The organism is Rhizobium aouanii, assembly GCF_037002925.1.
In the GTDB taxonomy this organism is placed as follows: Bacteria; Pseudomonadota; Alphaproteobacteria; order Rhizobiales; family Rhizobiaceae; genus Rhizobium; species Rhizobium aouanii.
This window is the reverse complement of the sequence record NZ_JBAMYD010000015.1, coordinates 181,455-199,856: the sequence shown is the minus strand read 5'-3', so window position 1 is coordinate 199,856 and position 18,402 is coordinate 181,455. Positions and strand designations below refer to the sequence as shown.

Here is an 18,402-nt window from a genome sequence, read left to right as displayed (position 1 = left end):
TACGAGCGCTTCCGTCACCAGCTATTTCACGCCCGTTGCGCCCCTTCCTGGGCCGCCAGAAAACGATTGTCAGACATGACCGACACAGCCGAAAAGATCGACTATTCGAAGACCCTCTATTTGCCTGAGACCGATTTCCCCATGCGCGCCGGCCTGCCGCAGAAGGAACCGGAACTCGTCAAGCGCTGGCAGGAGATGGGTCTCTACAAGAAACTGCGCGCTTCCGCCGCCGGCCGCGAGAAATTCGTCCTCCACGACGGTCCGCCCTATGCCAACGGCAACATCCATATCGGCCACGCGCTGAACAAGATCCTCAAGGACGTCATCAACCGTTCGTTCCAGATGCGCGGCTACGACGCCAATTATGTGCCCGGCTGGGATTGCCACGGCCTGCCGATCGAATGGAAGATCGAAGAAAAGTACCGCGAAAAGGGCAAGAACAAGGACGAGGTCCCGGTCAACGAATTCCGCAAGGAATGCCGTGAATTCGCCGCCGGCTGGATCAAGGTCCAGGCGGAAGAGTTCAAGCGCCTTGGCATCGAGGGTGACTTCGACAATCCCTATACGACGATGAATTTTCACGCGGAATCGCGCATCGCCGGTGAACTCCTGAAGATCGCCGCGAGCGGTCAGCTTTATCGCGGCTCCAAGCCGATCATGTGGTCGGTCGTCGAGCGCACGGCGCTGGCCGAGGCCGAGGTCGAATACCAGGATTATGAGAGCGACACGATCTGGGTGAAATTCCCGGTCGTCGAAGGTTCAGTCGCGCTCAAGGATGCCTTCGTGGTCATCTGGACGACCACGCCCTGGACGATCCCCGGCAACCGCGCGGTCTCCTTTTCCGCGCGTGTCTCCTACGGCCTCTACGAGGTGACGGCCGCCGAGAACGATTTCGGACCGCGTCCCGGCGAAAAGCTGATCTTTGCCGATAAGCTGGCCGAAGAATCCTTCGCCAAGGCCAAGCTGCAGTACAAGCGCTTGAGCGATGTCTCTGCGGCCGACTTCGCAGCGATGACCTGCGCGCATCCCTTCAAGGGTCTCGACGGCGGCTATGATTTCCGCGTGCCGCTGCTGGATGGCGACCACGTCACCGATGACGCCGGCACCGGCTTCGTCCACACCGCACCCAGCCACGGTCGCGAAGACTTCGATGCCTGGATGTCGGCTGTCCGCACGCTTGAGGCCCGCGGCATCGACACCAAGATCCCGTTCCCCGTCGACGACGGCGGCTTCTATACCGCTGACGCTCCCGGCTTCGAGGGCGCCCGCGTCATCGACGACAACGGCAAGAAGGGCGATGCCAACGACCGTGTCATCAGGGAGCTGATCGCCCGCGGCGCGCTCTTTGCCCGCGGCCGTCTGAAGCACCAGTATCCGCATTCCTGGCGCTCGAAGAAGCCGGTCATCTTCCGCAACACGCCGCAATGGTTCGTCTACATGGACAAGACCCTTGCCGACGGCACGACGCTGCGTTCGCGCGCGCTGGGTGCGATCGATGATACCCGCTTTGTGCCCGCCGCCGGCCAGAACCGCCTGCGCGCCATGATCGAGGGCCGTCCGGACTGGGTGCTCTCGCGCCAGCGCGCCTGGGGCGTGCCGATTGCCGTCTTTGCGGACGATGAGGGCGAGGTCCTGGTCGACGAAGCCGTCAACGCCCGCATCCTCGAAGCCTTCGAACATGAGGGCGCCGACGCCTGGTTTGCCGAAGGCGCCAAGGAGCGTTTCCTCGGCAATGACCACGACCATTCCCGCTGGAAGCAGGTCATGGACATCCTCGACGTCTGGTTCGATTCTGGCTCGACCCACACCTTCACGCTCGAAGACCGCCCGGACCTGAAGTGGCCGGCGGACCTTTATCTCGAAGGTTCCGACCAGCATCGCGGCTGGTTCCATTCGTCACTGCTGGAATCGGCGGCTACCCGTGGCCGTGCGCCTTACAACGCCGTCCTCACCCATGGTTTCACCATGGACGAGAAGGGCGAGAAGATGTCGAAGTCGAAGGGCAACGTCACAGCACCTCAGGAAGTGATGAAGGATGCCGGCGCCGATATCCTGCGCCTCTGGGTGATGACCTCGGATTATGCCGATGATCTCCGCGTCGGCAAGACGATCATCCAGACCAATGTCGATGCCTATCGCAAGCTGCGCAACACCATCCGCTGGATGCTCGGCACGCTCGCCCACGACAAGGGCGAGGAGATCGCGCTTGCCGACCTGCCGGAGCTGGAGCAGCTGATGCTGCACCGGCTGGCCGAACTCGACGAGCTGGTGCGCGAGAACTACGACGCCTTCGACTTCAAGAAGATCGCCCGCGCGCTGATCGATTTCGCCAATGTCGAGCTTTCGGCCTTCTATTTCGATGTTCGCAAGGATGCGCTCTATTGCGACGCGCCGTCGAGTCTGCGCCGGCGCGCCAGCCTGCACGTCATTCGCCAGATCTTCGATTGCGTGGTCACGTGGCTCGCCCCGATGCTGCCCTTCACCACCGAGGAGGCTTGGCTGTCGCGCAATCCCTCCGCCGTTTCCGTGCATCTGGAGCAGTTTGCCCCGGTTGCAAAGGAATGGCGCAACGATGCCCTGGCCGAGAAGTGGAAGAAGATCCGCGCCGTGCGCTCCGTCGTGACCGGTGCCCTGGAAATCGAGCGCAAGGACAAGCGCATCGGCTCGTCGCTGGAGGCGGCTCCTGTCGTTCATATCGCCGATCCGGCGCTGCTGAAGGCGCTGGAGGGCCAGGATTTCACCGAAGTCTGCATCACCTCGGCAATCGAGATCAAGGCGGGCGAAGGCCCGGCGGAGGCCTTCCGCCTGGCCGAAGTGCCTGAGGTCAGCGTCGTGCCGAAGCTTGCAGAGGGTGAAAAATGCGCCCGCTCCTGGCGCATCACCAGGGATGTCGGTTCCGACCCCGAATATCCCGATGTTTCGGCCCGCGACGCTGCTGCCCTTCGCGAACTTGCCGCGCTCAAGTGAAGAATATTGTCGGATGAATTGCGCTTTCGCGGTTCATCCGGTAAAAGCTGCCTGAAAATGGCCGGATTTTTGCGTCAGGGGGACGGTTGTCCGGTTGGGCAACGATTGCACCGGTGGCTGGAAGGGTTTTCATGTTCGCAACGCATTGGTTCCGTATGGGCGCCTGCCTGTCTGTTGTCATGGCGGGATGCTCCCTGGTGTCCAGCTGCGCCAGCAGCCCGACCTACGGCACCGACAAGACTGCCATGGAGCAACTGACCGACGATCTCGGCCAGTCCGTGTCGTTGACCGGACCGGACCCGAAGAACAAGGGCGTCAAGTACACGCCGCGCCCGACGCTGGTGCTGCCGGCCCAGGCGCAGAAGGAGACCCTGGTTGCGCCGCAGCCGACGGTCGCCAACAAGGACAATCCGCAGTGGCTTGAATCGCCGGAGGAAACCCGCGCCCGCCTCGTTTCGGAGGCCGACGCCAACTCGGACAATCCGAATTACCGCTCGCCGCTCGCCAGTTCGGCAATTGAAGGCGGCCGGCGCACGACGGAAGCCCAGACCAAGGCCTATCGTGAAGCCCGCGCTTTGCAGAAGGGCTCCTATATCGATCAGCGCCGCTATATCTCCGACCCGCCGCCCGGTTACCGCACCGTCGACGATCCGGCAAAGCTCGACGATCTCGGTGAGCCCGAGCTCAAGAAGCAGAAGAAGCGCAAGAAGGAAGCGGCGGTCGCCAACAGCGGCAAGCAGTGGTGGAACTTCCTGCAATAGCAGCGCTGTCCGCGCGCCGGCAAAATGACGGCGCCGAGCCCAGGCGCCGGGATTACGGCGCCTCTCTCCTTTGCGAAAAGAATGTCCGCAGCAGATCGGCTGACTGGACCTCGTTGAAGCCGGAATAGACCTCCGGGGCGTGGTGGCAGGTCGGCTGCGCATAGAATCGCACGCCATTGTCGACGGCGCCGCCCTTTGGATCTTCGGCGCCGTAATAGAGCCTGCGGATACGCGAAAACGAGATGGCTGCCGCGCACATGGTGCAAGGCTCCAGCGTCACATAGAGATCGGCGCCGGCAAGCCGTTCCTGCCCGAGCGTTTCGCAGGCGAGCCGGATCGCGGCGATTTCGGCGTGCGCGGTCACGTCTTTGAGTTCGCGCGTACGGTTTCCCGAGCGTGCCACGGCAATATCGTCGACAACGATGACGGCGCCGATCGGCACCTCGCCGCGTTCTCCGGCGGCACGCGCTTCTTCGAGCGCCATCTCCATGAAACGATTTGTCTTCACGATCGCAAGAATTTCCACTTAACCGCAGATGCGTGACCTGATAGACAGGCCCAAAAGGCAGGCAAACAACAAATGACACCCAAAGACAAGCCAAAACGCCCGGGCGCAAAGCCCTTTTCACGGGACACCGGGCCGAAGCCGGGCGATGCGAAGCCGACAAAGGCTGCAACCGCGCGTTCGATCGCCGCCGAAACTGACGGCGAGGCCAAGGCCGAACGCATTTCCAAGGTGATGGCGCGCGCCGGCGTCGCCTCCCGCCGCGACATCGAACGCATGATCATGGAAGGCCGTGTGACGCTGAATGGCAGGGTTCTCGACACCCCCGTCGTCAACGTCACCCTCGCCGACCGCATCGAGGTCGACGGCGTGCCGATCCGCGGCATCGAGCGCACCAGACTGTGGCTCTATCACAAGCCGGCCGGCCTCGTGACCACCAATGCCGATCCGGAAGGCCGATCGACCGTCTTCGACAACCTGCCGGAAGAACTGCCGCGCGTCATGTCGATCGGCCGCCTCGACATCAATACCGAAGGCCTGCTGCTCTTGACCAATGACGGCGGTCTCGCCCGCGCGCTTGAGCTGCCGGCGACCGGCTGGCTGCGGCGCTACCGCGTCCGCGCCCATGGCGAGATCGATCAGGACGCGCTCGACAAGCTGAAGGACGGCATCGCCGTCGACGGCGTGCTCTATGGCTCGATCGAGGCGACGCTCGACCGCACGCAAGGCTCGAACGTCTGGATCACCATGGGTCTTCGCGAAGGCAAGAACCGCGAAATCAAGAACGTGCTCGGCGCGCTCGGCCTCGAGGTCAATCGCCTGATCCGCATTTCCTATGGCCCGTTCCAGCTCGGCGACCTGCCGGAAGGCCATGTCGTCGAAGTGCGCGGCCGCACACTGCGCGACCAGCTCGGCCCGCGCCTCATCGAGGAAGCCAAGGCGAATTTCGACGCACCGATCTATAATGCGACGACGGTCGCTGCCGAGGAGGAGGCAGAGCCCGCAGCACCCGAAAAGCGCGAGCGTCCGCGCCGCGACGAGGACAAGCGCGAACGGGCGCTGAGCCGCCTCGACACCAAGCGCGACGACCGCCACGGTGGGGCGCGCAGAGAAGACGATCGCCGTGACGGCGGCCGCAGAGACGACGAGAAGCCGAAGCGTCCCCAACCGCTCGGCCAGCGCCGCAGCGCCAATGTCTGGATGGCGCCGGGCGCCCGGCCGCTCGGCGAAAAGGCAGCGGCGAAAGCCGCCAAGAATGCGCAGACAGCGCGTCGGCGCGGCGAGCAGGTGCCGGCAAAGAATGATCGTATCGAAGATCGCCCGCGGACCCAGGTGAACCGTGTGCGCGAGGAGGATGGCGAATGGATCCGCTCGAGCGAGCAGCCCCGTGGCAAGGATGAGGGCGAGGGCTTCGGCCGCAAGCGCGGCTTTGGTGATCGTCCGCGCGAAGACCGCGGTTCTGGCGACCGCCCGGCGCGCGGCGACCGGCCGTTCGGCGATCGTCCCCCGCGTGGGGATCGACCTTTCGGCGACAAGCCGCGCGGTGATCGCAAGCCGCGTGCGGATGGCGATGAGCGTCCTCGTGCCGCGAGAAGCTCTGCCGGTGAGGGCCGTTCGGAGCGTCCGCGCGGCGACCGGCCGTTCGGCGATCGTCCCCCGCGTGGGGATCGGCCTTTCGGCGACAAGCCGCGCGGTGATCGCAAGCCGCGTGCGGATGGCGACGAGCGTCCTCGTGCCGCGAGAAGCTCTGCCGGTGAGGGCCGTTCGGAGCGTCCGCGCGGCGACCGGCCGTTCGGTGATCGTCCCCCGCGTGGAGACCGGCCCTTCGGCGACAAGCCGCGTGGTGACCGCAAGCCGCGCGAGGATGGTGATGAACGCCCGCGGGCAGCCAGAAGCTTTGCCGGCGAGGGCCGCTCCGAGCGTCCGCGCGGCGAACGGTCGTTCGGCGACAAGCCTTCGGGTGACAGGCCTTCTGGTGACAGGCCGCGCGGCAAGGGCTTTGCGGCTAAGCCCGGTGGGGCCAAGAGTTTTTCCGGCAAGCCGAAAGGCGCCAAGCCGGGCGGTGCCAAACCGGGCGGTGATGGGCCGGGCGGCGATAGGCCTGCGGGCGGGCCGTCCAGAGGTGGAACTAAAGGAAAAGGAATGACGCGCGGTGCGGATCGTCGGCGGTGAGTTTCGCGGACGGCCTCTCGCCGTGCCAAAATCCAACGAGATCCGGCCGACTGCCGACCGGACGCGCGAGAGCCTGTTCAATATATTGAGCCATGCCTATCCGGAATGCGTCGATGGCACCCGGATTCTCGACCTCTTTGCCGGCACCGGCGCCGTCGGCCTCGAAGCGGTTTCACGCGGCTGTCGCCATGCGCTCTTCGTCGAAAACAGCGTCGAGGGCAGGGCGCTGCTCTGGGAGAACATCGATGCGCTCGGCCTGCATGGCCGTACGCGCATCCTGCGCCGGGATGCGACCGATCTCGGCAGCGTCGGCAATCTCGAACCCTTCGATGTGCTCTTTGCCGACCCGCCCTATGGCAAGGGTCTCGGCGAAAAGGCGATGGCGGCAGCGGTCGAGGGCGGCTGGTTGCGGCTTGGCGCAATCGCGGTGCTCGAAGAACGCGCCGATATTGTCGTTTCCGTCCATCCTTCCTATGTCTTCCTCGAAAGCCGCATCTTTGGCGATACCAGGGTGCATTTCTTCCGATATCAGCCGCAATAAGCGGGGGCCGGGCGTGCAGCAGGCAGAGATCATCAGCCCGAAATTGCCTGCGATCAGCGATGTGCCGACGGTCGCCGTCGCTTTTGGCGGCGGCGGCGCGCGCGGACTTGCCCATATACATGTCATCGAGACGCTCGATGAACTCGGCATCCGCCCGGTGGCGGTATCAGGCTCGTCGATCGGCGCGATCATGGCGGCCGGCATGGCGGCCGGCATGTCAGGCGCCGAAATTCGCGAACATGCGCTGACGACCGTCGGCAACAAGACGGCGGTCGTCGCCCGCATCTGGGGCCTGAGGCCGGCGACGGTGCGCGATGCGGTGGCCAAGGGTATCCGCATCGGCCAGTTCAATCTGGAGCGGATCCTGAAAGCCTTCCTGCCCTCCGAGCTGCCGGCCCGCTTCGAGGATCTGCTGGTCCCGATGAAGGTGATCACCACGGATTATTACGGGCAGTGCGAAGTCATCATCGAACACGGCGAACTGTTTCCCGCACTCGCCGCCTCGTCCGCCATTCCCGCCGTCTTCATGCCGGTGCGGCTGCGCGACCGCGTGATGATCGACGGCGGCATCAGCAATCCGGTGCCCTATGAATGCCTGATGGACCTTGCCGACATCGTCGTCGGCATCGATGTCGTCGGCGCGCCGGAAGGTGACGGCACCCATATTCCGAACCGCATGGAGAGCATCTTCGGTTCCGGTCAGCTGATGATGCAGACGGCGATCTCGCTGAAGCTGAAGCTTCGCCCGCCGCATATCTTCCTGCGCCCGACCGTCGGCCGCACCGGCGTCATGGATTTCCTCAAGGCCCGCGAAGTCCTTGCCATGTCCGTGGGCGTCAAGGACGACCTGAAATTCGCCCTTGACCGGGAAATTGAGGCTCGGCTGAAGCGCTAGCTGCTTCATTGGGCATGGCCCTCATGGCCTGCATGACCCGCGCCGTTTGAAGCCTCATTCATCATCACCGTGCCCTCGAAACTTGAGAAGAGCGCAAGCGCGGAAGAATCGAGGCCGGTCTCGGCATCCTTCAGTTTCGCAGCCAGCCCGGCGGCGTCACCTGCGGAGAGCCCGATCGTCTCCAGCGTCCCGGTATCCTTCAGGCTGTCGCCGCTGCAGAGATAGATGCTCCAGCCGTGATGCGTCTTCTTCATCAGGGCTCGTCCGCCGCGTCCGTCCTGCCGCCAGCCGACGATCGCCCAATCGGCCTGAACGACGACCGGCGCGATGTCGAGCGGCTTGTCCGGCCTTTCGAACATCACCTTCAGCCTCGCCGGGATCGCCTGTTGCGGGTCGTCAGTCGCAGACGCCATGGATGCAAGCATCACGCCGGTAAGAATAGCGATGATCTTCTTCATCTGATGGCCTCCCTCAGGCGAGAACGCGTTTCAGCAACGGTACGAACCGCACGACGATCTGATCGAAGGCGATCATGGCGACAGTGGCGAGCCCGCTCATCGGAAAGGCGATGGCGAAGATCACGACGATCACCCACAGGCCGTAATAGACCGAGCGCTTCGGCGGCATGGGTGGCACGCCGAGGCGGCCGGCCGGGCGCCGTTTCCACCACATGACGACGGCGGTCACGCAGCTGAGCACAATTGCGAGGCATGTCGCGAGCATCAGCAACTGGTTGAAACGCCCCCATTCCTGTCCCTGGTGGACATTGATGCCCCACTCGATTGCTTTGCCGAGAAAAGGATATTGATCGAAGCCGATGTCGATCAGTGGTTTGCCGGAATACTGGTCGATATGGAGCGTGCGTTCGTCTGTAAGATCGTCGGGAAAGAGCGAGGCCGTATAGACGCCCGTCTCGTCGGAGGGGATCGCCATATCGAAGCCCGGCCTCATGCCGAGCCGCCCGGCCATCTCCACGGCTTTGTCGAGGCCGATTGGCTTGGCTGATTGCGCGGCGGCGATATCGGAAAGCGGAACGGGCGCCTTCTCGACGATCCAGCCGCTGTTCGGAAGGATATCCTCGGTGACTTTCCGCGACTTCGGCACGTCGTCCCAGAGCTGGACCGGATAGCCGAAGCCGTTTTCGGTCAGCCACGCATTGGCGTTCGCCCCCCAATAGGCCGACCATGGCATGCCTGACATCGCAAGGAAGAAGATCAGGACACCGGCGAAGGCACCGGTCACAGCATGCAGGTCGCGCCAGAAAACGCGGCGGCCAGGTGTTCCCCGCACGCTGACAACGCCGCCCGTCTGGCGTCGCGGCCACCAGAGATAGATGCCGGTGACGACGAGCACCATGGCAAAGCCGCCGGTAATTTCGATCAGCCGGTTCGTTATGGTGCCGAAATAGGCGAGGCTGTGGATGCGCTTGACGACATAATTGAACTCGTCGGTCGATCCGACCACATCGAGCACCTTGCCGTCATAGGGGTTGACGAAGACCAGCATCGAGCCGGCATCGCTGGAGAGGGTGACGATGGCCGATCGCTCGGGCAGGACCGGGTCCTTGTAGGATGTCGCGGTTGAGCCCGGCACGGCGGAGGCGGCGATCTCTGCGATCCGCTCCGGCGACAGTGCTTCGCCAGCCGGTTGGACATTGTAGCGGTAGCCGAAGAAGGTGCTGTTGATCTCGTCCTTGAAGAGATAGAGCGATCCGGTAACGGCCAGATTGAGCAGGAAGGGTATGACGAGAAGCCCGGCAAAGAAATGCCAGCGCCAGATGGCACGGTAGAGCGAAACGCCGTTTGCAGCGTCCTCCGCCGGTTCGGCAGCAGTAATAGTCGACATGAGAATGGATCCGTATCCACGGCCGACAGCACGCATGCAGATCGGCCGGCGTTGAAAGGCGCGTCACGGCGCCTGCCGCAACGCGAAGTTCAGGCAGGGATCGGATCGGAAGGAGGAGCCCGGGGGCCGGTATTGGGCGGGAAAAGCTGGCGACGGAAGGCCTCGGTCCGGATCGGCAGTTCAACCGCAGCCGCAAAGGGTATGGCAGCACCGGCGATGTCGGTCGGCGGCGGCAGGAGGATGGAGGCGCTGATCCGGCAGGCTTCGCAACCATGCGAATGCGCCTTGTCGTGCTGGTTCTGACCGGATGTGTCCGTCGTGGTGACGCAAAGCGTCGGCAGCGTCCCATCCGGAAGCACATATTGGGCGAGTTCAGCCGGATCGAATTCGCCGGCAGATGCGGCAGGCACCTGATGGGCGAAGCCGACGAACACCAGTGCGACCGCGCATAGGATGCGCAGCGCCCATTGTTCGATCTGTCTCGTCCGTCTGATCAAGATACCCTCTTGAATCGCTCCGATTGGACGTTTGATAAACGCCGCTCCCTTGATATTCAATGCGTCAATTTCGCAAGCCGGTCAGGGGCGATTAGGCATCCGCTGTCGCATCCGCGGTCCCGGCCAGCGGATCGTCCTCGAAAGGATCGGCGGCGCGTTTCGGCTTGACCAGTGGTTCGGGGCGGACAGGATGGGAAAACAGCATGTCGCGCCCGGCCTGCAGCCCTTCGGACACCTGCAGCACCAGGCGCGCCTCGTCGCGCTTGCGGATATCCTCGCCGATTTCGTAGGCGTCGACCTCGGAAACGCCGAGCGCCTCCAGCGTTCGCCGTCCGAAGAGCAGGCCCGATTCCAGCGTTTCGCGCAGCTCGTAGTCGACGCCCTTGTTGCGCAGTTCGATCGAATGGACGCGGTCGTAGGAGCGCACGTAGAGCCGGGTGTTCGGATAGTCGGCCTGCACCAGCTCCACCACCTTGTCGGTGATTTCCTTCTTCTGCGTGCAGACGAGCACGATCTTTGCCCGGTCAATGCCGGCCGAGCGCAGCACATCCTTGCGGGCGCCGTCGCCGAAATAGATGCGGAAGCCGAAGGAGGAGGCCTGGCGGATGCGGTCGGCCGAAAAATCGATGACGGTGACGCTGCGCCCGCCGGCAAGCAGGATCTGGGCGGCGATCTGGCCGAAACGGGAGAAGCCGACCATCAGCACGTCGGCGCCGGCTCCCTCGAAATCCTCGTCCAGTTCCTCCTGCTCATCGCCGTTGAGCAGCCGCTTCGAAAGGGCCGACCCGATCGGCGTCAGCGCCATGGACAGCGTGACGATCGCGACCAGCAGCGAGGCCGTGCTCGTCGACATCAATCCGGCCGCACCCGCCGTGGTGAACAGCACGAAGCCGAATTCGCCGCCCTGCGGAAGCAGGAAGGCGATGCGGATCGCATCGTCGTGCGGGGAGCCGGAGATCCGGCAGATCCCGTAGATGACGATCGCCTTGACGGCCATGACGATCGGCACGGCGACGATGACGAAGAGCGCGTTGTCGGCAAGAACGTCGAGCTCCAGCGACAGGCCGACGGCGATGAAGAAGATAGCGAGCAGCACGCCGCGGAACGGCTCGATATCCGCCTCCAGCTCGTGCCGGTAGGAGGATTCGGCAAGCATCACACCGGATAGGAAGGCGCCCATCGCCATCGAAAGCCCGGCCAACTGCATCAGGCTCGCCGACCCCATGACGACGAAGAGGGCCGCCGCGATCATTGCTTCGCGCGCCCCGGTCCGGGCGATGATCTGGAAAAGCGGCGTCAGCAGATACCGTCCCATGACGATCATCGCCGCAACCGCGCCGACGGCGATGGCGAAATCCAACAGCGGCGCGTTGCTGCCCTTGTCGCCGCCGTCGAGGATGGTGATCAACGCCAGCAGCGGCACGATCGCCAGGTCCTGGAACAGCAGCATCGAAAAGGAGCGCTGCCCGTATCGCGTATTGACGTCTCCGTCGCCCTCGAGGATCTGCATGGCGAAGGCGGTCGAAGACAGCGCCAGGCCAAATCCGGCAACGATGCTGCCGCGCCAGTCGAGCACCTGGGAAAACCAGGCAAGCGCGGTCAGCGCCAGGCCCGTCAGCACCACCTGCGCCGTGCCGAGTCCGAAGATGTCGCGCCGCATCTGCCAGAGCCGGGTGGGTTTCAACTCCAGTCCGATGATGAACAGCAGGAAGACGACGCCGAGTTCGGCGACGGCGAGAATCTGTTCACCATCGGTGATGCCGTGGAAGACCGGGCCGATGACGATGCCGGCGGCGAGATAGCCGAGCACCGTGCCGAGCCCGAGTTTCTTGAAGATCGGAGCGGCGACCACCGCCCCGCCAAGCAGCAGGATCGTTTCGGAAAAGAAGGCATTAGGCGCTGACATGCTGACAATTTCTTTCGACGGCGGGGAGCAAGCAGGCAGCCCCGATAAAGAATCGGTGGCGGCGGCCTTGATGCTTGGGAGAGTGCACAATAAATGGAAGCCGAAGGAAAGGCCAAATCATGTCCTCTGAAATTGATTCCTCGACACTTCTTTCCCGCGCAAGTCAATTGATCGATCTGGCAAGGAAGGCAGGGGCCGATGCCGCCGACGCCGTCGTCGTCCGATCGCGCTCGCAATCGGTCAGCGTGCGCCTCGGCAAGGTCGAGGGAACGGAATCCTCCGAAAGCGACGATTTCTCGCTGCGTGTCTTCATCGGCCAGCGCGTCGCCAGCGTTTCGGCCAATCCGGGCTTCGATCTTCAGGCGCTTGCCGAACGCGCCGTCGCCATGGCCAAGGTTTCCCCGGAAGACCCCTTCGCCTGCCTGGCGGATGAGGCGAGCCTTTCGAGAGCCTATCCCGACCTGCAATTGCTCGATACCACCGAGGTCTCCTCCGAGATGCTGCGCGAGGCGGGTCTTGCTGCTGAAGCAGCCGCGCTTGCGGTCAAGGGTGTCACCAATTCTTCCGGCGCCGGCGCCTCCGCCGGCATGGGCGGCCTCGTTCTTGCCACCTCGCACGGTTTCGAAGGCAGTTACATGGCCTCGCGTTTCGGCCATTCCGTCAGCGTCATATCAGGTGAAGGCACCGGCATGGAGCGCGATTATGATTTCGACAGCCGCCTCTATTATGCCGAGCTCGACGATCCCTCTGAAGTCGGCCGTCGCGCCGGCGAACGGGCGGTCAAGCGCGTCAATCCGCGCCAGGTACCGACCGGCAAGGACGTCACGGTCATTTTCGACCCGCGTGTCGCCCGCGGCTTCGTCGGCCATATCGCCGGTGCGATCAATGGTGCAGCCGTCGCCCGCAAATCCAGCTTCCTGCGCGACAGGATGGGTCAGCAGGTGCTGAAATCAGGCCTGTCGATCACCGACGATCCGCTGATCGTGCGGGGATCCTCATCGCGGCCCTTCGACGGCGAGGGCGTGTCCGGCGAGCGGCTGCTGATGATCGAGGATGGTGTTTTGAAGCACTGGTTCCTTTCGACCTCGACGGCGCGCGAGCTCGGCCTCGAAACCAACGGCCGCGGTGTGCGCGGCGGCAGCGCCGTCTCGCCGTCCTCCACCAACCTTGCCCTGGAACCCGGCGACATCTCGCCGGAGGATCTGATCCGCAGCGTCGGCAATGGTTTTTATGTCACCGAATTGATCGGCCACGGCGTCAACATGATCACCGGCGAATACAGCCGCGGCGCCACCGGCTTCTGGATCGAGAACGGCGAACTCACTTTCCCGGTCTCCGAGGTGACGATCGCCTCGAACCTCAAGGAGATGTTCATGCGCCTGACGCCGGCAAACGACATCGACCGCAAGTTCGGCGTCGCGGCCCCCACCTTCGCCATCGAAGGCATGACGCTCGCCGGACGTTGAGAAATGGATTGATCTGATGAGCGACATGGAGAAAGCCCGCTGGCAGAGCGATCTGACGCTGATCGCCGATGCTGCGAGAGAGGCGGGCGCCGTCGCTTTCGGCTTCTTCAACCAGTCGCCCGAGGTCTGGTGGAAGAACGAGGACCGGTCTCCCGTCAGCGCCGCCGATTTCGCCGCCAACAAGACGCTCGAGACCATCCTGCGCAAAGCCCGGCCGGATTATGGCTGGCTGTCGGAAGAAACCGACGACGATGCCGACCGTCTCTCGCGCGAGACGCTGTTCATCATCGATCCGATCGACGGCACGCGCGCCTTCCTCGGCGGGCAGAAGGTCTGGTGCGTCAGCGTCGCGGTGGTTCATCGCGGCCGACCGGTCGCCGGCGTGCTCTATGCCCCGGCGCTCGAGGAGCTCTATGAGGCGGTCGAGGGCGGCGTGGCGCTGAAGAACGGCGTCCCCTTCACCGTCTCGGCGGCCGGGCCGGAAGAGATGAGCCGCCTTGCGATCGGCGACGACCTGCTGAAGAACTTTCCACCGGAATTCCGCGACCGGGTGACACGCGAGAAATACATTCCCTCGCTCGCCTATCGCATCGCCATGGTGGCCGACGGTCGTCTCGAAGGCACCTTCGTCAAGGGCAATTCACATGATTGGGACCTTGCCGCTGCCGATCTGATCCTTGTCTGCGCCGGTGGCCACCTCGTCGACATCGAAGGCCGGCCGATCGTCTACAATCGCGCCGAAGTCACCCACAAGGTTCTCTGTGCGGCGCCAACGCCCCGCCTCGAGGAATTCCTCACCGCCTTTGCGGGGCGACGAGACAGTTGACGTTTCCGTCAAAATCCCGCAGATGGGTGGCGGAGGAGAATAGGCAGAAAGAGAAGAAAAAATGACTGACTCCGGTGACAAGAAGCAGCTTCTGCATCTCGTTTTTGGCGGCGAACTGGAAAGCCTCGATGACGTCCAGTTCCGTGACCTGCAGGGTCTCGATATCGTCGGCATTTTCCCGGATTATGCCACGGCGCTGACGGCCTGGAAGTCGAAGGCGCAGCAGACGGTCGACAATGCGCATATGCGCTACTTCATCGTCCACATGCATCGTTTGCTCGATCCGCAGGAAAAGCCCAAGGGCTGAGCTTGGCAAGTGCCGCCGGCCGGCCGCTCGTCGAGCGGGCTTTGCTGCATGGCGCGCGCCCGTCGATCCGGATTGTTTGACGCATTCTGAACAAATTAATCGGCCATTGCGGCCGCAACGATAATTAGGGAATGGGTTTGATGTCGATCGGTTTTGATCGGAGGCTGGCGCGATGAGTTCCCGGATGGCGCGGTTCGGTCTGAGCGCATACCGTCTGGCGGGAACCGTGGCCTCTCCAGTCGTCGGCCTCTATATCACCTACCGCACGGCCAAGGGCAAGGAAGACCGGGCTCGCCGCCTGGAACGCTTCGGCTATCCGAGCGCCAACCGGCCGCAGGGGCCGCTCATCTGGTTTCACGCTGCAAGCGTCGGTGAAACCAACGCCGTCATCCCGCTGATCCGCGAAATCCGCCGCCGCGACATTCATGTCATCTTGACGACCGGCACCATTACCTCGGCCAAGCTCGCCGCCGAGCGCCTCGGCCAGGAAGCGATCCATCAATATGTGCCGCTCGACCTGAAGCCCTCCGTTAGCCGCTTCCTCGATTACTGGCAGCCCGATTGCGCCATCATCGCCGAATCCGAGATCTGGCCGGCAACGGTGCTGGAGCTCGGCCGCCGCCGCATTCCGCAGATCCTGATCAATGCCCGCATGTCGGACCGCTCCTTTGCCCGCTGGCGCCGCCGGCCGGCGATCGCCGAAGCCTTGTTCGAGAATCTTGCCCTCGTCATCGCCCAGTCGGATGTCGATGCCGAACGATTCCGCGATCTCGGCGCCGTCCCCGTCATCACTTCGGGCAATCTGAAGGTTGATACCGACGCGCCGCCTTATGACAGCGCTGTCCTTGCCCGCTACAAGAAGCAGATCGGCGAGCGCAAGACCTGGGCGGCGATCTCGACCTTCGACGGCGAGGAGAATGCCGCTGCCATCGTTCACCGGGCGCTGAGGGAACGCGACCATCAATTGACCATCATCGTGCCGCGCCATCCCGAGCGCAGCGACGAGATCGAGGCAGCGCTCGTCAAGCAGGGGCTGAAGGTCGCCCGCCGCACCCGCGACGATGTCTTGTCCGCCGATGTCGATATCTTCCTCGGCGACACGATCGGCGAAATGGGCCTCTATCTCCGCCTGACGGAAATCGCCTTCGTCGGCCGTTCGCTCTTTGCCGAAGGTGGCCAGAACCCGCTGGAGCCCGCCATGCTCGGCTGCGCCATTCTCTCCGGCGGCCATGTGCAGAATTTCCGCGATGCCTATCAGAAGCTTGCCCGCAGCGGCAGCGCCCGCATGGTGCGCGATACTGAAATGCTGGCCAAGGGCGTGCATTATCTGCTGATCAACGACGACGCCCGCCGCAACATGATCGAGGCCGGCATCACCGCCGTGCACGAGATGCGCGGCGCGCTGACAGCGACGGTAAAGGGGCTGGAACCCTATATCAATCCGCTGACGGTGAAGGCGCGGCTGCTGCCCAAGGCCGTGGCCCAGGTCTGAGGAGCGAAGATGTCGGCAGCGTCCCCTATCAAAGGCATTCTCTTCGACAAGGACGGCACGCTGCTCGACTATGACGAGAGCTGGCTGCCGGTGAACCGCGAGCTTGCCCGCATCGCCGCAAAAGGGGATGAGCTTCTCGCCAACCGGCTGCTGTCGGCTTGCGGCATGGATCCGGTGACCGGTCATATCGTTCCCGACAGCCTGCTTGCCGCCGGGAATACCCGCCAGATCGCCGAGGGTCTCGTTGCCGCGGGCTCGATGGTCGATGTCGGCGAGCTGACGGTCCGCCTCGACGACCTCTTTTCCAGCGCCGCCGAATTTTCCGTGCCGGTGACCGACCTCGCCGGCTTCTTCGCCCGGCTGCATCGGCGCGGCTTCAAGCTCGGTATCGCTTCCAGCGACAATGAACGGTCGATCCGCCAGACGGCGGAACGTTTCTGTTTCGCCCGCTATATCGATTACATCGCCGGATACGACAGCGGTTTCGGCGTCAAGCCGGAGCCGGGCATGGTGCTCGGCTTCTGTGCCGCGACCGGTCTTTTGCCCGCCGAAGTCGCGATGGTTGGCGACAATAATCACGATCTGCACATGGGTCTGAATGCCGGCACCGGCCTGAGGATCGCGGTGCTGACCGGCACCGGTTCGCGGGAGACGCTTGCCGCCGCGGCCGATCACATGCTCGACGATATCACCGCCATCGAGGCCCTGTTGCCGGATCTGCAGCCCGCCTGACCGGTAAGGGCTTGCATTTTTTCAGGTTTTGGCTTCTCAATCCGGCCGGGAAAACGAGAATTCTGTGGCCGGGCAGGGGAGCGGGACGGCAAGATGATATCTGAAGCGCCGCCGTTCTGGTGGAGGAAAGCCGATTGGCGGGCCTGGCTGCTGCTGCCGCTTTCTTTTCTCTATGGCCGTATCGCCGGCCACCGCATGGCCCATGCGCGCCGCGCCGCCGTTCCCATTCCCGTCATCTGCGTCGGCAATTTCACCGTCGGCGGTGCCGGCAAGACGCCGACGGCGCTGACGATCGCCCGTGCCGCCAAGGCGAAGGGGCTGAAGCCCGGCTTTCTCAGCAGGGGTTACGGCGGCTCGCTCGATGTGACCACCGTGGTCGACCCCGATCATCACCGGGCGATTGCCGTCGGCGACGAGCCCTTGCTGCTTGCCCAGGAAGCGCTGACGGTGATTTCCCGCCGGCGCGTCGAAGGAGCTCAGCGCCTGGTGGCGGAAGGTGCCGATCTCATCATCATGGACGATGGTTTCCAGAGTGCCCGGCTGGCGATCGACTATGCCCTGCTCGTCATCGACGCGACGCGCGGCCTCGGCAACGGCCATATCGTGCCGGGTGGCCCGGTCCGTGCGCCGATCCGCCAGCAGCTGCGTTCTGCGACCGCTTTGCTGAAGGTCGGTGGCGGCAACGCCGCCGACAGGATCGTCCGCATGGCGGCGCGCGCGGCAAAGCCTTATTTCACCGCATCGCTGAAGGTGCGCGGCGACAATACGCTGGCCGGCATGAAGGTGCTCGCCTTTGCCGGCATTGCCGATCCAGCCAAATTCTTTCGCACGGTTGAATCCCGTGGCGCCGAGATCGTCGTCGCCAAATCCTTCGGCGATCACGAGCACCTGACCGAGGAGGAGATCGACGACATCCTGACGACTGCCGAGCGTCAGGGTCTCCTGATCGTCACCACCTCCAAGGATTTCGTCCGCCTCTCCGGCCATCACGGCAAGGCGGCGCGGCTCGTCGAAAAGAGCCGGGTGATCGAGGTCGACATGGTGTTCGACGATCACCTCGCCCCCAGCCTCATCATCGACCGGGCGATCGTCGCCTGCCGCGAGCGGCGGCTGCGGGAGATGAAGGCGAAGAGTTAACGCCGCTGGTTCGGCAGCACGCCGGCGCGTTTGTCGGCATCGATGGCCGAGATCACGTCGGCATAGGGTTCCTGCCGGGCGACGCTCCAGTAGCGCAATTCGTCGAGCGGGATCTGTTTCCCTGTCATCGCGCAGACGACATAGGAGCCGGGCGAGAGAATCTGGAAATCGCCATCGAGATACCGGATCTTCGCCTCGCGGTTTCCGTGCCCTTCGAACAAATTCATGCGCTCCGTTCCCTGCCGTCTGTCATTAAAGCATGTCGCGCAAAACTGTGTCGCGGTTTTGCGATCACGACATGCGGAACACCAAAGACCTAAAGCGTGGGCCAAGCAAATCTGAAAGATCGCGAC

17 protein-coding genes are annotated in these 18,402 nt (G+C 63.7%); 11 read left to right on the top strand and 6 right to left on the bottom strand.

The features are described 5' to 3' along the window. The first annotated feature begins 75 nt into the window (after nucleotides 1–75). Nucleotides 76–2,967, top strand: a complete 2,892-nt coding sequence (ileS, locus tag V8P77_RS25230; protein ID WP_335914691.1) for an isoleucine--tRNA ligase — start codon at nucleotides 76–78, stop codon at nucleotides 2,965–2,967. Between the two features lie 131 nt (nucleotides 2,968–3,098). Beyond that, entirely contained in the window at nucleotides 3,099–3,728 is a 630-nt protein-coding gene (locus tag V8P77_RS25225; RefSeq protein ID WP_335914690.1) for a hypothetical protein, read from the top strand. Nucleotides 3,729–3,780: 52 nt separating this feature from the next. On the opposite strand, the gene V8P77_RS25220 is transcribed toward V8P77_RS25225, so the two are convergent. Beyond that, nucleotides 3,781–4,218 (bottom strand): nucleoside deaminase, encoded by a 438-nt coding sequence (locus tag V8P77_RS25220; RefSeq protein WP_335914705.1) that lies wholly within the window; start codon nucleotides 4,216–4,218, stop codon nucleotides 3,781–3,783. 90 nt (nucleotides 4,219–4,308) lie between these two features. Here V8P77_RS25220 and V8P77_RS25215 point away from each other — a divergent pair, with 90 nt between their 5' ends. Genes V8P77_RS25215 through V8P77_RS25205 form a run of 3 tightly spaced genes read left to right on the top strand, consistent with a single transcriptional unit; the run spans nucleotide 4,309 to nucleotide 7,841 of the window. Then, entirely contained in the window at nucleotides 4,309–6,405 is a 2,097-nt protein-coding gene (locus V8P77_RS25215; protein WP_335914689.1) for a pseudouridine synthase, read from the top strand. Continuing rightward, nucleotides 6,386–6,946, top strand: coding sequence for a 16S rRNA (guanine(966)-N(2))-methyltransferase RsmD (gene rsmD, locus V8P77_RS25210; protein WP_335914688.1), 561 nt, complete (start codon nucleotides 6,386–6,388; stop codon nucleotides 6,944–6,946). The genes V8P77_RS25215 and rsmD overlap by 20 nt, the downstream gene beginning before the upstream one ends. A gap of 13 nt (nucleotides 6,947–6,959) precedes the next feature. Beyond that, entirely contained in the window at nucleotides 6,960–7,841 is an 882-nt protein-coding gene (locus tag V8P77_RS25205) for a patatin-like phospholipase family protein (protein WP_094086644.1), read from the top strand. A gap of 5 nt (nucleotides 7,842–7,846) precedes the next feature. On the opposite strand, the gene V8P77_RS25200 is transcribed toward V8P77_RS25205, so the two are convergent. From V8P77_RS25200 to V8P77_RS25185, 4 genes are all read right to left on the bottom strand, one after another. After that, nucleotides 7,847–8,299 (bottom strand): copper uptake system-associated protein, encoded by a 453-nt coding sequence (locus tag V8P77_RS25200; RefSeq protein ID WP_335914687.1) that lies wholly within the window; start codon nucleotides 8,297–8,299, stop codon nucleotides 7,847–7,849. A 13-nt stretch (nucleotides 8,300–8,312) separates the two neighbouring features. Then, nucleotides 8,313–9,686: a PepSY-associated TM helix domain-containing protein gene (locus tag V8P77_RS25195; protein ID WP_335914686.1), complete on the bottom strand. Its 1,374-nt coding sequence runs from the start codon at nucleotides 9,684–9,686 to the stop codon at nucleotides 8,313–8,315. An 89-nt stretch (nucleotides 9,687–9,775) separates the two neighbouring features. Further along, nucleotides 9,776–10,183, bottom strand: coding sequence for a DUF2946 family protein (locus V8P77_RS25190; protein WP_335914685.1), 408 nt, complete (start codon nucleotides 10,181–10,183; stop codon nucleotides 9,776–9,778). A 91-nt stretch (nucleotides 10,184–10,274) separates the two neighbouring features. Further along, nucleotides 10,275–12,089 carry a monovalent cation:proton antiporter-2 (CPA2) family protein gene (locus tag V8P77_RS25185; RefSeq protein ID WP_335914684.1) on the bottom strand — a complete coding sequence of 605 codons (1,815 nt, stop codon included), beginning with the start codon at nucleotides 12,087–12,089 and terminating at the stop codon, nucleotides 10,275–10,277. Between the two features lie 119 nt (nucleotides 12,090–12,208). On the opposite strand from V8P77_RS25185, the gene V8P77_RS25180 reads away from it, so the two are divergent. The 6 genes from V8P77_RS25180 (at nucleotide 12,209) to lpxK (ending at nucleotide 18,049) form a co-directional block, all read left to right on the top strand. Then, nucleotides 12,209–13,555 (top strand): TldD/PmbA family protein, encoded by a 1,347-nt coding sequence (locus tag V8P77_RS25180; RefSeq protein WP_335914683.1) that lies wholly within the window; start codon nucleotides 12,209–12,211, stop codon nucleotides 13,553–13,555. 16 nt (nucleotides 13,556–13,571) lie between these two features. Then, nucleotides 13,572–14,381: a 3'(2'),5'-bisphosphate nucleotidase CysQ gene (locus V8P77_RS25175; RefSeq protein WP_335914682.1), complete on the top strand. Its 810-nt coding sequence runs from the start codon at nucleotides 13,572–13,574 to the stop codon at nucleotides 14,379–14,381. Between the two features lie 61 nt (nucleotides 14,382–14,442). Then, entirely contained in the window at nucleotides 14,443–14,688 is a 246-nt protein-coding gene (locus tag V8P77_RS25170) for a DUF4170 domain-containing protein (protein ID WP_003545820.1), read from the top strand. A gap of 172 nt (nucleotides 14,689–14,860) precedes the next feature. After that, nucleotides 14,861–16,180, top strand: coding sequence for a lipid IV(A) 3-deoxy-D-manno-octulosonic acid transferase (gene waaA / locus V8P77_RS25165; RefSeq protein WP_335914681.1), 1,320 nt, complete (start codon nucleotides 14,861–14,863; stop codon nucleotides 16,178–16,180). A 9-nt stretch (nucleotides 16,181–16,189) separates the two neighbouring features. Beyond that, entirely contained in the window at nucleotides 16,190–16,912 is a 723-nt protein-coding gene (locus tag V8P77_RS25160) for an HAD family hydrolase (RefSeq protein ID WP_335914680.1), read from the top strand. Nucleotides 16,913–17,005: 93 nt separating this feature from the next. Further along, nucleotides 17,006–18,049: a tetraacyldisaccharide 4'-kinase gene (lpxK, locus tag V8P77_RS25155; RefSeq protein WP_335914679.1), complete on the top strand. Its 1,044-nt coding sequence runs from the start codon at nucleotides 17,006–17,008 to the stop codon at nucleotides 18,047–18,049. On the opposite strand, the gene V8P77_RS25150 is transcribed toward lpxK, so the two are convergent. Further along, nucleotides 18,046–18,276, bottom strand: a complete 231-nt coding sequence (locus V8P77_RS25150; protein ID WP_003545832.1) for a DUF2093 domain-containing protein — start codon at nucleotides 18,274–18,276, stop codon at nucleotides 18,046–18,048. The genes lpxK and V8P77_RS25150 overlap by 4 nt on opposite strands. Between the last annotated feature and the right edge of the window lie 126 nt (nucleotides 18,277–18,402).

Coding starts and splice junctions, on each gene's coding strand:
- V8P77_RS25185 (WP_335914684.1), bottom strand. CDS start 12,089: ATGTCAGCGCCTAATGCCTTCTTTTCCGAAACGATCCTGCTGCTTGGC.
- V8P77_RS25195 (WP_335914686.1), bottom strand. CDS start 9,686: ATGTCGACTATTACTGCTGCCGAACCGGCGGAGGACGCTGCAAACGGC.
- V8P77_RS25215 (WP_335914689.1), top strand. CDS start 4,309: ATGACACCCAAAGACAAGCCAAAACGCCCGGGCGCAAAGCCCTTTTCA.
- V8P77_RS25175 (WP_335914682.1), top strand. CDS start 13,572: ATGAGCGACATGGAGAAAGCCCGCTGGCAGAGCGATCTGACGCTGATC.
- V8P77_RS25225 (WP_335914690.1), top strand. CDS start 3,099: ATGTTCGCAACGCATTGGTTCCGTATGGGCGCCTGCCTGTCTGTTGTC.
- V8P77_RS25160 (WP_335914680.1), top strand. CDS start 16,190: ATGTCGGCAGCGTCCCCTATCAAAGGCATTCTCTTCGACAAGGACGGC.
- lpxK (WP_335914679.1), top strand. CDS start 17,006: ATGATATCTGAAGCGCCGCCGTTCTGGTGGAGGAAAGCCGATTGGCGG.
- V8P77_RS25200 (WP_335914687.1), bottom strand. CDS start 8,299: ATGAAGAAGATCATCGCTATTCTTACCGGCGTGATGCTTGCATCCATG.
- V8P77_RS25150 (WP_003545832.1), bottom strand. CDS start 18,276: ATGAATTTGTTCGAAGGGCACGGAAACCGCGAGGCGAAGATCCGGTAT.
- waaA (WP_335914681.1), top strand. CDS start 14,861: ATGAGTTCCCGGATGGCGCGGTTCGGTCTGAGCGCATACCGTCTGGCG.
- ileS (WP_335914691.1), top strand. CDS start 76: ATGACCGACACAGCCGAAAAGATCGACTATTCGAAGACCCTCTATTTG.
- V8P77_RS25220 (WP_335914705.1), bottom strand. CDS start 4,218: ATGGAGATGGCGCTCGAAGAAGCGCGTGCCGCCGGAGAACGCGGCGAG.
- V8P77_RS25180 (WP_335914683.1), top strand. CDS start 12,209: ATGTCCTCTGAAATTGATTCCTCGACACTTCTTTCCCGCGCAAGTCAA.
- V8P77_RS25170 (WP_003545820.1), top strand. CDS start 14,443: ATGACTGACTCCGGTGACAAGAAGCAGCTTCTGCATCTCGTTTTTGGC.